Genomic DNA, 15,668 nt, shown 5'->3' with positions numbered 1-15,668 from the left:
TCGATGCCGGTTGGTTTGCTGACTCAGGAGCAACGCGACGGCTTTGGTCGCTATGTCGATCCTCCTATCGGCTACGCCACGCAACTGGCCAGCGTCCGTTACTTGGGCAAGATCGTGGCCAAGGCTTGGCAGCAGCACATCACTCGCGAAGACGGCTCCCTCGACATGGGCGCCTATGTCTTCTGTACGCTTGATGCGCTGGGCACGGCCTTACGCCGCCGCGATGTCTTTGTTTCACCCAGTTGGCGCTATGCTGACCCGCGTATCGGCCTGCTCGATGGTGCTGAATGGCTGACGGCACGACCGATCATCTGCCGCTCGCTGGGCCTGACTATCGATGCCAAAACCACCTTGGACGCCTTGTCTGTCGAGCTGGATGCAACGTGGCAGGCAGTCGCCGCCCGCTTGCCCGAAAACCCTGCTATCCAACTGAGCGAGAGCGCTGATGACAAAACTGAGCTGTCCCTCGGAGCGCTGGACAAGCTGGAGGAACCGAACTCGTTACTGCAACTGCGTGCGGCAGTGGCCGACTTGATGCCGCGTGTCGATCTGCCGGAAATTCTATTGGAAATCGCTGCTCTTACCGGCTTCGCTGAGGCCTTCACCCATGTGTCCGAACGCAATGCGCGGGCCGATAACCTGGTGACCAGTCTGTGTGCTGTACTCCTGGGGGGAGCCTGTAACACCGGCCTGGAACCATTAATCCGCAACGACAACCAAGCGCTACGCCGTGATCGACTGTCCTGGGTTAGCCAGAACTATCTACGCAACGACACCCTGTCAGCAGCCAATACCATTCTGGTGGCTGCACAAAGCCAACTGGAACTGGCTCAGATCTGGGGCGGCGAAGTGGCCTCCGCCGATGGCATGCGTTTCGTCGTACCGGTACGCACGGTGCATGCTGGCCCCAACCCGAAATATTTCGGTACCGGCCGGGGGGGCACCTGGTACAACCCGATTTCCGATCAGTTCTCCGGCCTGAATGCCATCACGGTGCCCGGCACCTTGCGTGACAGCTTAGTATTGCTAGCGGTTGTGCTGGAACAACAGACCGAATTGCAGCCATCACAGATCATGACCGATACCGGCGCCTACAGCGATGTGGTATTCGGGTTGTTCCGCCTGCTCGGTTATCACTTCTGCCCGCGTCTGGCCGATGTCGGTGGTACCCGCTTTTGGCGCACACACCCTGATGCGGATTACGGCAAACTCAACGGACTGGCTCGGCAGTCGGTCAAGCTCGACCTTATCGCCAAACACTGGGATGACCTGCTGCGCCTGGCTGGCTCACTCAAACTCGGTCGAGTACCGGCGACCGGTATCATGCGCACTCTACAGACAGGTGATCGTCCGACCCGCCTGGCCCAGGCACTGGCCGAGTTCGGGCGGATCGAGAAAACCCTGCACACGTTGACCTACATCGATGATGAGTCCAAACGCCGGGCTACTCTGACCCAGTTGAATCGCGGCGAAGGCCGGCACAGCCTGGCTCGTGCCGTGTTCCATGGCAAACGTGGCGAGCTTCGCCTGCGCTACCGCGAAGGCCAAGAAGATCAACTCGGTGCCCTGGGTCTGGTGGTGAACATTATCGTGCTGTGGAACACCCTCTACATGTCGGCAGCCGTGGAACGGCTAAAGCAGCACGGCTACCCGGTGCTGGACGAGGATCTGGCTCGGCTGTCGCCGCTGATCTTCGAGCATATCAACATGCTCCGCTATTCCTTCGCGGTACCGGAAGAGGTCGCCGTGGGGAGTTGCGGCCACTGCGTAATCCCGACGATGACGCGTGATTCTCTTAAGGGCGTCTGTGGTGAGCGTTGGTACGGTTTGCGACCACCACGTATCAGGCGTTGCACGTTAGAAACAGCTCCAGATCTCTGGGTAGTTCCAACGAACAAAGCTGCTCTATAGCGCTAATTTGCTCCGAAGTAAGCCGGTAATCGTATACGTAATCATCGTCTTTTTCCCAGCCCATTATCAGATTAAGATCTGCGACAGAAACTGGGATTTCCTTTTCAAAAGACGCGAACTCCTCACCTTCAGGGACTCCCATAATCACATGCTTCATGGTTCTACTTTCCTTGTCGGGTCTGCTGCTTTGTTTTGAGTGCCAGTTTTGTGATCGAACTCGCCGAGGTGCTTGCCTCGATTATTGTATTTCTCAACTGCACCATGCTGGAAATCCCATTCATAGATTGTGCCGTCTCTGCTCTTCCAGCGCGGACGTAAGCCTCCTCCACCTTGAACTGACGTTTTTGATTTGGCCCATTTTGCGTCCGGAAACGCTGGCAAGGAGTCAGGTTTTGGATGATAGCCAGATCCTGACACGCTCAGCGAGATGTAAATCGGCTGAATTCCGGTGTTTGGGAACCAGATAATCGCGTCCTGGTAATCGGGCGGGTGCACCGGATTGATCAGGATACGATCGGCCTGCTCGGTCGGTGGATACACCCACGCAGCGGGTTGCAGCGAGGCACCTTCCAGCGCCGGAATACCCAATACAGCGTTGGGATCGGCGGCGGGAGTCCAGATGACCTCGATGCCATCTCCCATATCCGCAACAAGTTGCTCGCCACGCGCCTGCGCCGCGATCACTGGCACGCGCTGCCATTCCCGTTTTGGCCCGGTATAGAATCCGTATACGCTCACGGAGCCATCCGGGAGGTGTTTAATGTTCACTCGCACCCGCGTATTGCCTTCGCTGAGCTGTGCGTATTGCTCGGACGTGTAGAACGCGCTGTCGCGTGAGGTCGTGTTTGGCAGCACCATGCCAATGATTATTTTCACATTCGGCGGGGCCAGCGTCGACAAGCTGCCCCCCAAACGCTTGGCCAGCTCGATGGCGCTGCCAGAACCGCCAATCCACTCCAGCGCCGTCCCGGCCGTAGAAACCGCCGTCCCCATGCCCAGCACCGAATACGCGCCATACTGGCTGAGCGACTCGACCGGTACAAATCCGTTCGGGTTGCTGTAGTTGATAATTCCATCGGGCAACGCACACGACTTGGCGAAGACGCAGCCCTTGAGTAAGGGCGAGGGAGCTTTTTTTGCTGGAGGGGGAGGCTCTGGGCGTGGTGGTGGCTCGACCAATTGCCGGTTCCGTTTTGCGCGCAATAACGCTTCTAGACGCGCCTTTTCCTTCATCGCTTGCTCGTAACACACCTTGCAGTGGTGTCCTGCGCAGTTCCCTTCAGCCATTTCATTCTCATCCTGATTTCAGACAACAAATCTAGCGGCCAGGGAGTAAGTGAAGCCAGACCCAAGCGTGCAGTCGAGTAGCATTCAGTTTGATGAACGATCCATAAAAAAACTGATCAGGCAGATCTATCGGCAGATCACGAAACTGTACTGCCAGAGCTTAAGTGCACTTTCTGTTCCGTTGCTCCCCAAACCCCGTTTTCGCGGCGAGTGCTGCGCACTACGAATATAGGGTAAAGAAAATCCAGGAAAAACCGGCCATGGCAATCGCCATGCAGGCTATATAAAGCAAAAACGCACGCTTCAAACGAGGTACTCAACTGCGAGGGGGCCAACCTGCGGTACGCGGCAGGTTTTCAGCGGCGCGCAGTCTATCAGTCGGTGATATTACGATGACATTGCCCATGAGACTGTTTTCGGGGGTTTCCGATCAGTGGAAAGTTCATTGCACATGCCACCACTTGGGCAGTAGCTGCTGCACCTTTGGCTCGGCAAAGCGATCATCAATCAGGAACAATGAGCCTTGGTCACTTTGGGTGCGGATGACTCGACCGGCAGCTTGTACGACTTTTTGCAGCCCAGGATACAAGTAGGTGTAGTCATAACCTGCGCCAAACAGCCCGGCCATGCGCTGCTTGATCTGCTCATTGACCGGGTTGAATTGCGCCAGCCCCAAGGTGGCGACAAAAGCGCCAATCAGCCGCGCTCCGGGCAAGTCAATGCCTTCGCCGAATGCACCGCCCAACACGGCAAACCCGATGCCTCGACTCGTGTCAGTGAACTGATCGAGGAACCCTTGGCGCGCCGCCTCATCCATGCGCCTTGACTGCTGCCATTGCGGGATCTGCGGATGGCTGGCGGCCAGTTGCCCCGCCACGCGTTGCAGGTAATCAAAGCTGCTGAAAAACGCCAGGTAATTGCCGTGTTGCTGTTGGAACTGGGTTGCAAACAGCTCAACAATCGGCGCTACGGAGGCTTGGCGATGCGCAAAACGCGTAGAGATCTGGCTGATGACCTTAACGGACAGTTGCCGGGCCTCAAAGGGCGATTCGACGTCGACCCACACCGTGTCGCCAGCCAGACCCAGCAGTTGCGCGTAGTACTGGCGCGGGCTGAGGGTGGCAGAAAACAGTACGTTGCTGTGTGCACTGGCCAGACGCGGGCCAATAAAGGCGGCGGGCACGACATTGCGCAGGTTGAGTTGCGAGGTGCGCCGCTTGCCGACCTCGCGCAGGCTGACGTCGTAAATGAAGTGCGGATCAAACAGCTCCGCCACTCGATTGAACTGCAAGGCTTCAAAGTAGAACGCTTGCAACTCGCCCGTCATGCCTTGTGGGTGATCATTGAGGTAATCACCGATAGCACTGATACAGGCCGACAACGCGTTCAACCATTTGGCAGGCAGTTGTGAATGCGCCTGATAAGGCGCCACTTGCTCTTTGTGCAGTGCATTCCATTCGCGGTTCAGGCGTTTGAAGGATTTATCGAGTGCTGCGGGGGCATTGTGCCTGACAGCGTTGAGGCGCTGTTGGTCCAGATGGGCGCTGTACATCTGCCGAGCACGGTCGACCAGGTTGTGGGCTTCATCGATCAGGGTTGCAACGCGCCATTGGTTGGCTTGCGCCAGGCCGTACAACAGCGCGCTGAAGTCGAAGTAATAGTTGTAATCGGCAATGACAACATCTGCCCAGCGGGCCATTTCCTGGCTCAGGTAATACGGGCACACCTGATGCGCCAAAGCCACATCCCGCAGGGTGGCCTGATCCAGACACCCCTGCTGCACCGCGGCCTGCCGTGCGGCTGGCAACCGATCATAAAACCCCTTGGCCAAAGGGCAGGCATCGCCATTGCAGGCGTTTTGTGGGTACTCACACGCCTTGTCCCGCGCCACCAGCTCCAGTACCCGCAACGTTTGGGCCGAACCTGTTGGATACAGTACCCGCGCAGCATCGAGTGCCAACTGACGCCCCGGGGTTTTGGCCGTCAGAAACAGCAGTTTGTCCAGTGCCTGGGCGGGCATGGCTTTGAGCAACGGGAACAGCGTGCCCAGGGTTTTTCCAATCCCGGTGGGGGCCTGCGCCATCAGGCAGCGGCTCGTACTGGCGCTTTTATAGACGGCTTCAGCCAACGCTCGCTGCCCGGTACGAAACTGTGTATGGGGAAACTTCAGTGCGCGGGCGGCGTCATCACGGGCGGCTCGGTGGGCGACTTCCTGCTCGGCCCAGGCGAGGAATAACTGGCATTGCAGGTTAAAGAATTGTTGCAGTCGCGCAGCGCTCCAGGTTTCTTGAAGGCGGGTTTCCTGCTCGCTGACGATGTCGAAATACACCAGCGCCAGGTTGACCTCGGGCAGTTCCAGGTGTTGGCACACAAGCCAGCCATAAACCCGTGCTTGTGCCCAGTGCAGGTGTCGATGGTTGGCAGGGATGGCGTTGAAGTCACCGCGATAGGTCTTGACCTCTTCCAGAACATTGCCGGCCGGGTCATAACCGTCTGCCCTGCCCCGTACGTTCAAGTTGTTGTACTGACCTTCGAGGCTGAGTTCGGCTTGATAATCTGCGCTGCGTCGCGCAGCCACGGTGCGATGCCCTGCAATGCCTTGTTGTGCACTGGGCGAAGGAGTAAAGCGTAAATCCAGATCCCCACACTTGGCAGTGAACTCACACAAGGCCCGCACGGCGATGCGGTAAGTCACGCATCACCTTCTTGCCATTGCACGTAGCATACCGTCACCGGCATTTGATGCTGCTCGCAAAAGGCCAACCAACGCAGTTGGTTGTCTTGCAGGCGATCGCCCGGCCCTTTGACCTCAATCATGCGGTAGGTCTTTTGTCTGGGCCAAAACTGAATCAGGTCAGGCATGCCCGCCCGATTGGCCTTTATATCCAGCAGTAAACGGCGAAACCACAGTTGCAAATGCTCAGGTGGCAAGCAGCTCAGGGCCTCTTCGAGCAGGGCCTCGCTGAGGCTGCCCCAAGCCACGAACGGCGATTGCACGCCAAATTTGCGCGCGTAGGTGTCGCGAATGGTGTGTTGATAGCGCCCGTCTTGCAGTTGGGCAAACGCCGCTTCAAATAACGCGCAACGCCGTTCGTGGAAATCCTCTTCGAGCAAATCGGCGGGACCACTTTGGTACGGGTGAAAAAACGCACCGGGCAACGGCGCAAAAATAGCGGGCCAGCACAGCAAACCGAACAGGCTGTTGATTAATGTGTTTTCCACGTAATGCACCGGCGCATCGAGGGTATGCAAGTGTGCAGCCACTTTGGACTCAACAGAACCTGGATCTTCGCGCCCCAAACGCAGGTCAAGGCGCTCTGGAACAGCAGATTTGGCGCGCACCCTTGCGCTCATGCCCAACTTGCGCCGCAGGCGTGGAATCATGCGCTGCAACTGCTGAAGCTCGGCATCGGAGCAAGGCGCTTGTTCGCAGGTCTGTGCCAGGGCCAGGGCTTGTTGATGTTCACCCAGTTGCTCGAGTACACGCACCGTACGGCCTCGGGCTTGTGGGTGTTGGCTGTGGGGATAAATCTGCAATGCGCGTGCGTAGTCGCAAGCCCGTTCATGGTGTTGACCCAGTTGGAACAGCAGGCGTGAACGGCGACGTTGCAACCAGCGGCTTTGGGCCTGGTACTCCAGCAATTGCGCAAATACCTGTTCCAAGTCACCGGGGGCTTCGAGCTGCTCGCGACACGCATGCAGGTGCAAATACCCTTCAATGTCCGCTCTGCAACGCAATGCCCGCGAGTCGGGGCTGAACGCAACCGTTTCGTAGGTAAAGAGCCCCAGATCAGCCAGCACCAAATCAGACCAGTCCTGGCTCAGATTGCCGAAAAACATCAAGCGCAGGCGATCGCTCAACGGGCGGTTAGTCAACGTGTACAAGGTGTCCTGGAGGGATGGGCACCACATCGAAAGGCTTTGAATGTGGGTCAACGCCTGACTCAATGCGGCCAGCAAATCGGTTTTTTTAGCGTTGGGGTGCGTGATATGAACGCTGAAAGCGTGCTGTATTTCCGCTTTTTGCAGCACATCGAACACCTCTGCGATGCTCAGTGCCGCGTGATCGTCAATCCAGCCCAGTTCGAGCAAGGGGGCCGCGGCCCGTGCGATATCACCGATTTCCGGATAACAGAGTTTGCTCGCCCGAAAATGCTGGCCTTTACGCATCACCAGTCGGACCCACAGCGCCTGTGAGCCGCTGGGCAGCAGGAGGAAATGCTCGATGAAAACCTGCTCATCAAGGCTCAGTACATCGTCATACCGCGATTTGATCCAGGCGAGCACATGCTGGAAATTCTTCAGGTAGTAAAACGTATCTTCTAAGGGATTGGAGATCACAGGCAGAGCGGACCACTGGCGTTAAGTACTGGATGGGCGTACAGATAGCAGTTTGCCCGGTGCCCTGGCAACTCCTATTGGATCAGTGGTTCAAGGCACGCCCTTGTGCGGGTCGTGCGTGCACATGAGGTCGATCAGCGATTGCCCCGCGACACAATCAACCTTGGGCATTGTGTAGAGCACTTGCAGTGAGCTCAAGGGTAAACCACTGATGCTTTGCAGCCATGCCGAGTGACGCGCGCAAGCCTGGTCATGTGCGCCCAAGGCATAGTGGAGGTCGCTGGCCCACTGCAACTTGTCGGGGTAATGACGTTGCAAAAACGCTTCCAGCCCTGCCCCTTGTTCAACAAAAGGCGATTCAATCAGGCAGTTAAGTTGCTCGTTTGTCAGACCGTGAATGTCATTAAGGTACTGTTCCATCTGTCGGCGTAACTTCTGAATTCGTTTAGGGGTATTAAAAGTCGTTCCAATAATTTTTGTCAGTTGCCCTTTATACCGTTCATTGAATGCGTTCTGTGCGCTGGCGCTCTGTAGGTAATGGCTCACGCCGCTGCAATAGTCATTGTCGACCTGGTACTGACAGCGCAACCCCTGTACGTGGGCGGCCACCAATATAACCGCCACTTGCGGCTCTTCAATATTAAACGTCTGAGCAGGCCAGGGCCCCTCGGTAAAGAGCAGTGCGGGCGAGCTCAGCACTTCTGTCTCATGTGACAAACAGTCAAATACATTGATGATGGCCATGCCGCTCCTGGCCATTGACTGATCTGTCTCGCCCGCGGGAGGTTGTTGGCACAGCAAGTGTTTGAAGTCGTCATCCAGTGTGGTGCACACATGGACCGCCTCAGCGATTGCATCGCCGTAACCGGTTGGCCTTACATAGCCCAAATGCTCGGCCACGCGCAGCATCCATTGTGCGTACTCGCCAAGATGTTGCGGGGGGCGTCTGTCAATCAACGCGCTTACGGGGCTGCCCCACGAGCAGGCCGTTCGAAATAATTTGGCGCGTGATAACAGATCGGCATACAAGAACGTTACGCGCGCCTCGCCCTGGCTCAAATGCCCGGACATCAGCACTTGCACCCGGTTCAGCTCAGGGGGACGCTCATTGAACAGCGTGTGCCGGTTAAGGATTTGTGCTCCGCTTTCGTCAACTTGCAACAACTCAACGCGACCGTCGTCATACAGAAATAACTCGTTGCACTGGCTTTGAAAACGGGCCATGACCGAGGGTGTGAGTCGCGCCTGACGCAGCACGACCAGGCGCAGGATGAACGTCTCGGGCGCACGCGCAGAGATGCTTAGCTGTGCAGCCCTTAAAAACGCCAAGGTATAAGCGCTTTCCTTGCCGCCTTCATGCACCACCATCACGCGAAAGTGCCCAATACGTTCGATACCGCCTGCCGCGACCAATAAGCGCTGGATCAACAGTTGCAGTGCAACGCGCTCGTGACGATTAAAAAGACCCAGCAGTCGATGCAAGACTTGTTGATAAACAAAGCTCATCGCTTGTTCATGGAAAGTGCTCATTGGTTAAGCCTCCGTCATATCGAATTATTATTCAATGGCCTCGTCAGTGGCGCTTCAAATGTTCTGATTCCGCCAAAAGACTAAAGGTGCGCATTGTATGTACATAAGAATAATCCTACAAATAAGCACTCAATAAGATATTCATTTCGAGATTCATAATTGAATGAGTGCTCACTCACAAACTATCAGTATTTATGTTGCGATGAAAAGCCAAGTCGAGCATTTAACTTTTCTCGCGTGACGGGAGGCGTCGGGTTAAAACGATGGAATATTGACGGTGTGCGCCAGCTTCATTAAACGCAGGCTATTGGCACCTTAAACAAACATGGTCAGTGTTGTATAAGCAGTTGAAGTGTGGCTCAGAAAAAACGCCGCTGAACAAAGTGCTCAGCAGCGTTTTTTAAACCGAAGGAATATTAGCTTCAAGCTTCAAGCTTCAAGCTTCAAGCTTCAAGCGCCAAGGCTACGCGCCCGCGGCATGGGCAGTCGTCCATGTAGCGGTGGGCCTCAACAAACTCTTCAAAGGGGAAAACCCGAACCACCAACGGCCGCAAGATTTTATCTGCCGTCAATTGATTGATATCGCGCAGTGCGCGCTGCATGGCCTCGACGTCCTGCGCAATACCCAGTTCAGGTTTGCCGGTAAAGTTGCCGATGCAGTGTACGTAGAATTGAATGTTTTTCTGGAACGCGGCACAGGCCGGAAACGGCGTTTGGTTGCCGCCTTGCAAACCGTAGAGGATCAAGCTGCCACGCGGTGCCAACACATCGCCCAATACCGACATTTGCGGGCCGCCCAGGCCGTCAAATACCACGTCCACGCCCCGGTTGTCCGTGAGCTTGTTGATCTGCATCAGCAGGTCCTGCTCTTCGGTCACGATCACCTTGTCGGCGCCCAGGCCCAACAGATAGTCACGCTCCTCAGCCGATTTGGTCGCCGCGATCACCTTGACCCCCAGTGCTTTGCCCACTTGCACGAACGAGGGGCCAGAGCAATGGCTGGCGTCAGTGATCAATACCGTTTGCCCCGGTTTGACCCGCGCCAGCTCGACATACGCGAAGTAGGCGATCAGTAACGGCGTGTAATGCACACTGGCTTCGACCGGCGTCAAGACATCCGGGTAGCGCGTGAGTGCTGAGCGCGGCATGACAATCTGCTCGCCGTACGTGGGGTACTCATTGGCACTCTGGCCGGGAAAGCTGGCCACCTTGTCACCGACCTGCAAATCGGTCACGTCTTCGCCCACGGCCGTGACAACGCCTGCCATTTCATGGCCAAGACCTGCGGGCAAGCGGGCTTGCGACGGCGCCAGGTTCTGACGCCAGAGCACGTCATACCAACTGATGCCTATGGCTTGGACGCGCACCTGCACTTCATCAGACGCAGGCGCAGCGACCTCGTGCTCTTCGCACTTGAGCACCTCGGCCGAGCCAAATTTGTGAAAACGGATCGTGCGCGACATTGCAAACCTCGCCAAATAAATCGCTAATACCCCAGGACTTTATCGGGGCTTTGGGCGCAAGACTACCAGACAGCATTAATAGTCGACATGCCTGACATTGATCCGCAGACAGATTCAAGCGGATGAACCCACGCTCGAAGGCGTTTTGAGTAGCAAGAAAATCGGATCAGGCAATAAGAAAGCCAATCTAGGCAGTGACGATTCGACATCTATCACCGTAAGATCCGTTACCTCATTGTCTGTAGACCCGCCTGTGAAGCCTGCTAGATGAACCGTAACGACTTGCGTCGCGTCGATCTGAACCTGCTGATCGTCTTTGAAACCTTGATGCATGAACGCAGTGTGACCCGTGCCGCAGAGAAATTGTTTCTGGGGCAACCGGCGATCAGTGCAGCGTTGTCGCGCCTGCGCGGTCTGTTTGATGACCCATTGTTTGTGCGCACCGGCCGCAGCATGGAGCCAACAGCACGGGCGATTGAGATTTTCGCCCTGCTGTCACCGGCACTGGACTCAATTTCCACGGCTGTCAGCCGTGCCTCGGAGTTTGACCCGGCCACCAGCACGTCGGTCTTTCGCATTGGCTTGTCGGACGACGTGGAGTTTGCGCTGCTACCCATGCTGCTCAAACGCTTGCGTGCCGAAGCACCGGGTATCGTTCTGGTGGTGCGACGGGTGAACTACATCCTGATGCCACCCCTATTGGCGTCGGGCGAGATATCGGTGGGTGTCAGTTACACCAGCGACCTGCCCGCCAATGCGAAGCGCAAAGTGTTGCGCCGCAGCAAACCCAAATTGTTGCGGGCCGACACGGTCCCTGGCGCACTGTCGCTGGATGATTTTTGTGCCCGCCCGCATGCGCTGGTTTCATTCGCTGGCGATTTGAGCGGGTTTATCGACACCGAACTGGAGAAGCTCGGCCGCAAGCGGCATGTGGTACTGGCGGTTCCCCAGTTCAATGGTTTGAGTACATTGCTGGCGGGCACCGACATTCTCGCCACCGTGCCGGACTACACCGCTGAGGCCCTGACCGCCGCGGGCGGTGTGCGCGCGGAAGATCCCCCGCTCGACACCCCGGCGTTTGAACTGCATATGGCCTGGCGCGGTGCTCAAGACAACGATCCAGGGGAACGTTGGCTACGCTCCCGTATTCAAATGTTTTTTGGGGATCCGGATAGTTTGTAATCTCGAACGCAAACCTTACACGTTCATGGGTCAAGTACCTTGGTATTGACTGTTCGTTGACGTCGAGCGGGCTCGGCTAACGGAAGACGTTCATAGGGGCAGCCTGATACTTCAGTCAAAAACGCAGGCATGGCCCTGCGAGGCCACTGCTTTTAAGCCATGGCCTCGCGCAGTTTTACAACTCATCCATCCAGTTTCGGCTCTTGTTCTGCTCGGCTAAAAACTCTTCGAGGGTGTAGTCCTCGTCTGCTAGCGGGCGGATGGCTGGCACTTGTCGCACAGGTTCGGGTTTTATCTCAGGCGTCTCATCGCTGCTGGCTGTCTGTGGCATGAGGTTGATACCAAACGGGTTGCCGACAGGTTTTTTGCCCGGTGTGGCGGAGGTAATCGGAATAATCGTCGCTTGATCCTGACGGCGCATGGGCATGACCACGCTGGTGTCCGCATTCAGGTAACTGGCCATTGTGGCCAGGGCGATGCCCACAAACGGTGACGCAGAACCGGTGTCGCCCAGGCGCTGCGTCAAGTCGTAGCTTTCGCGTGAATCGAGCAGGTCCAGAGAACTGTGGGCGGCGTGCAATGCCGGGGACAGCTCGGCAATGGGGCTGCTGTTCAATCCGCCGTCATAAAATAGCCGCGCAGGTTTGGGGACGAGTGCGTCTGTGGCTTTATTCCATCCGGCAGCCAATTGCGCTGAGAGTGCTTCGCGCTTCAGGCGCTCGCCGTTATCGGGTCGCTTGAGTGAGACCGTCACAGGGCGATGAATTTTGGCCAGAACCTGCATGGCATCCCATTGCTCAAAAGCGCGCTGAGTCCAGGGTTGCGGGATGAATTCGGAGGGTTGGAACTCAACCGGTGGTTTACGCCAGCCCCAGCCGCGGAATTCTGGATCGATCTTGTTATCGTTGACCTTGGCGTATTGCGCGTAGTAACGCAGCCACTCGACCCGCTCAGGGCGGCCTACAATCAGGGCAACCATGGCGTCAGTGAGTTCGCCGGGCTGTCTAGGGCCTGTCCCAACACCGATTGGCCTATTATCTTTAGTTGTCAGGGCCAGGGCCATATTAAAGCCTTCAACACTGTAGATAAGCACCGCGGGGAGGTCAGGATTACTCTCAAATAGTTGGAATACACCTTCCACCAGCCCTTCGGGAGTTGAATGACAAACAGTGCCGTTTTTTAAATTTCGGATCCGGTGCCAATGTAAACCTGCTTCGACTCGGTAGCTGTTCACCATGCTCGTTAACATGTCGTTTATTTCATGGGAAGTTAAACGTAAATTGGGTGTTTCAGGATTCCAATCACCCACGACAGTAATGGTAGGGATCGGCCACTTTTCTAAAAAGTCTTTCAATCCCATCTCGAGTGCATCAGCCTTGCGTTTCTCCCACGCCACATCTTTATCATCAGCAGTTATCGGGTATTTTTTCGGATCCATCGGCAGGATGCTGCCAACATGTAAAGCCTCGGGGTGTGTCGTGTTTTGAGCTTGCAATGCTGTCCAAGATTGTTCTTGCCTGAAGACATCCATACTCATTCCAATACTAAGAACATCTAAAGTTTGGAGTTGAGAGGATGTTGTTGGCGCTCTGTAGGCGGAATCAATAGGCATGCTAAAGGCCTTTTTATCTAAAGTTTGAACAGTCACAGCGGTGTCTGAAGTAGAGAAACAGTGCTTAATTCTAAGCGCCGTTTCATTTGCATAGCTTTGAGTGCTTGCAAGTGAAAGGGCCGAGACCAATCCATAAGTCAATATTCGCTGCACTAAACGCTCCTCCCGACAGTAGAAGATTTTGATGCTTCGCGACTGGCAGATGTCTGAGAAACAACCAAAGAAGGAATATGGCTACCCACCGTCGTGGGGAAATCGCCGGTCATGCGATATGCAACCGTAGAGTCAATCAAAAATCGATTTTGGTCATTTTCTATTCTGTAAAAAACCAATGCATTTTCATCTGGCATCTCAATCTCGGCATCAGCTTGACTTCGCCCTCCTTTATCTTTTGCCTTCCAATCCTGCCGCCAATCAGCCACGCGGCATAGATACGCATAAAACGGCACATCATCCACGCTCTCCCCTGCCCCAATCGCTACGTCATACGCTAATACTTGCCGGCTATGCTCCGGGTTGTTGGGAATCGCGGAGTGAAACGACAACGGTTCGTTGTGTTCCTTTTGTAAACGCAATCTTGCTTCATAAGGCGTCTCAGAGCGTGTCACTAGCACTTGACCGTCACCCTTGGCGCGAGCGCTAAACACGTGAGTCATGTGTGCCTTTTCTTTACCTTCATTAAGGACCGCTTCAATACTTGCGTTGTCACGCCCCTGCTTGAAGGCATCGGCTTCACTCATGAGTGCGTGCCTGGCATGTCGGGTGTCTTGCGGCATCCAGCCCTTGTTGCTAACGGCAATAGCTGCATCTATAGGGTCCAGCGAGTCCGTCGATTGGTAAATACCACTTGGCGAATCACCGCCTGGCGCAGTTACCACACCATCTGCTTTGAAATCCGCTACTGCCGCAACAGGCAATAACGGCGCGGTAAGCAGCACTTTCCCGCCCACTTCAAGTTCGGCACGGACTAATGACAGTTTTTGTTTGAATGGCAGCCCGGTGTCGTCCCATGTTCCTTCTCCTTTTAGTCTTAGGGGATAGACGTAAGGCGGCGTATGTTTACCCACCAGTTCTGGCTCACCTGCACGCTTGCGCAGAGTGAACACCCGTTGGTGAAAACGTAGGGGTAGCAGTGAGCGGACGGGCTGGCCATATACCTCGTCTGCTATCCCTTGCCAGCCTATGCCCTTCACGTTAGCCAAACCCACAGTCTGGTCCTGAGGCGTGAAATAGAGGTAGGTACTGCCTCGGTTATCCCGCTCATTGAAAGGGATTTTTACCCCTTTGATACTGGCTTGACTCCCCGCACCGCCGGTCCAGCCTGAACCACCAATGGCACCGTAGCCCGGGCAGTTTTTCAGGGCGACATTTGATAGCGCCGGGTATGAATTAGGTGCTTGAGCAATGAACTGCAAAATACCGTTGAGTGTGGCAATCCGGGCTTGCGAAGTTTGCTGACTGCCCTTCGTGTTTTGGAATTTTTCGGTGAACGGTTCAAACAAACTATACGGTGAGTTCAACATCACGACGCAGTCGGCTGCTCGCACACCGTCATCTTTGAGGTAGGCGTGAGCCAGCAGGGTCAGGAGCGTGCCTTGGCTATGCCCCACAACGTTGATGGTGTCGTTCGGGTAACGTTTACGGATAATTTTGATCACCATGGCCAGACGCATCGCCGCTAGCACCATGTAACGCCGCCCTGCGGCCGAGTGCAGCGGGTGGGTCATATCGCCGCCAAGTTTATCCAGAGAAATGAAACCAAACAGCTTGCCGTTGAAACCCTTGCCCCACATGTCCGGCAAGTTAGTAGTGGCGTTGGCAAACTGCCCGCCCTCCTTGGTTCCGGCCTTGTCCAGGCGGTTATTGTTGCGGTCCATCCACTCCCCGTGCGGGGCGGTTTTATTGATGTGGGCTTCTTCTTCGCGAAAACCCCAATAAAACGGAATCACTACACTACGCGTCGGTTTGGCATCGTCAGCTGCGTTAAATTTTCGCCGGTAATACATCGCATCCGGGTTCGTAGCTTTGCCGGAGTCGTCCGAAGGCAAACTGTAGCCCGCCGATCTCATATAGCCGGGATTATTTATCCCGCCCGGTAACGTTTCTGGCATGTCCAAGCGTTCATTCAGCCCTTGGCATAACCCGCTTTCGATGCGCGCATAACACCCCGCCAGGTCGTTAACCCCATGCACGAGGATGGTCACGCAGGGCTTGGGCGGCGGTGCAATCAAATGCACATCGCCGCCGCCGGGCAAGGTGATGGCTTTGGCAGAAACGATAATCCTCATCTGAGCGGCTTCGCCCATGGGTGTACTCCTTGCTGGTGATTAACCACGTCCGTG

General features: G+C 55.7%; 9 protein-coding genes and 1 pseudogene. 2 read left to right on the top strand and 8 right to left on the bottom strand.

The features are described 5' to 3' along the window. Positions 1–111: 111 nt before the first annotated feature. A pseudogene (locus GYN01_RS11085) lies at positions 112–1,790 on the top strand (Tn3 family transposase); the annotation flags it as partial. Positions 1,791–1,843: 53 nt separating this feature from the next. Here the strand turns inward: GYN01_RS11085 and GYN01_RS22670 are convergent. The 6 genes from GYN01_RS22670 to GYN01_RS11055 all read right to left on the bottom strand — a co-directional run bounded on the left by GYN01_RS22670 (position 1,844) and on the right by GYN01_RS11055 (position 10,532). Further along, entirely contained in the window at positions 1,844–1,975 is a 132-nt protein-coding gene (locus GYN01_RS22670; protein ID WP_420850429.1) for a hypothetical protein, read from the bottom strand. Positions 1,976–2,064: 89 nt separating this feature from the next. Continuing rightward, entirely contained in the window at positions 2,065–3,198 is a 1,134-nt protein-coding gene (locus GYN01_RS11075) for a colicin E3/pyocin S6 family cytotoxin (RefSeq protein WP_238936227.1), read from the bottom strand. 442 nt (positions 3,199–3,640) lie between these two features. Then, positions 3,641–5,893, bottom strand: a complete 2,253-nt coding sequence (locus GYN01_RS11070) for a helicase C-terminal domain-containing protein (protein ID WP_203307055.1) — start codon at positions 5,891–5,893, stop codon at positions 3,641–3,643. After that, a complete protein-coding gene (locus GYN01_RS11065) occupies positions 5,890–7,539 on the bottom strand; it encodes a VRR-NUC domain-containing protein (RefSeq protein ID WP_203307054.1) in 1,650 nt (549 codons plus the stop codon). The genes GYN01_RS11070 and GYN01_RS11065 overlap by 4 nt, the downstream gene beginning before the upstream one ends. Positions 7,540–7,629: 90 nt before the next feature. Continuing rightward, the gene (locus GYN01_RS11060) at positions 7,630–9,069 is read right to left on the bottom strand and encodes a hypothetical protein (protein WP_203307053.1); all 1,440 of its coding nucleotides are present in this window, start codon (positions 9,067–9,069) and stop codon (positions 7,630–7,632) included. Between the two features lie 443 nt (positions 9,070–9,512). Continuing rightward, on the bottom strand, positions 9,513–10,532 hold the full coding sequence (locus GYN01_RS11055; RefSeq protein WP_048364830.1) for a zinc-dependent alcohol dehydrogenase family protein: 1,020 nt from the start codon (positions 10,530–10,532) through the stop codon (positions 9,513–9,515). A 267-nt stretch (positions 10,533–10,799) separates the two neighbouring features. Between GYN01_RS11055 and GYN01_RS11050 the strand changes: the two genes are divergently transcribed. Continuing rightward, on the top strand, positions 10,800–11,714 hold the full coding sequence (locus GYN01_RS11050; protein WP_048364829.1) for a LysR family transcriptional regulator: 915 nt from the start codon (positions 10,800–10,802) through the stop codon (positions 11,712–11,714). A gap of 175 nt (positions 11,715–11,889) precedes the next feature. On the opposite strand, the gene GYN01_RS11045 is transcribed toward GYN01_RS11050, so the two are convergent. Beyond that, on the bottom strand, positions 11,890–13,479 hold the full coding sequence (locus tag GYN01_RS11045; RefSeq protein ID WP_338053157.1) for a type VI lipase adapter Tla3 domain-containing protein: 1,590 nt from the start codon (positions 13,477–13,479) through the stop codon (positions 11,890–11,892). Next, entirely contained in the window at positions 13,479–15,632 is a 2,154-nt protein-coding gene (locus tag GYN01_RS11040; RefSeq protein ID WP_203307052.1) for a T6SS effector phospholipase Tle3 domain-containing protein, read from the bottom strand. The genes GYN01_RS11045 and GYN01_RS11040 overlap by 1 nt, the downstream gene beginning before the upstream one ends. Positions 15,633–15,668 lie beyond the last annotated feature (36 nt).

The sequence above is a fragment of the Pseudomonas weihenstephanensis genome, from assembly GCF_016812185.1.
Classification (GTDB): Bacteria; Pseudomonadota; Gammaproteobacteria; order Pseudomonadales; family Pseudomonadaceae; genus Aquipseudomonas; species Aquipseudomonas weihenstephanensis.
This window is presented reverse-complemented; position numbering and strand designations above follow the sequence as displayed.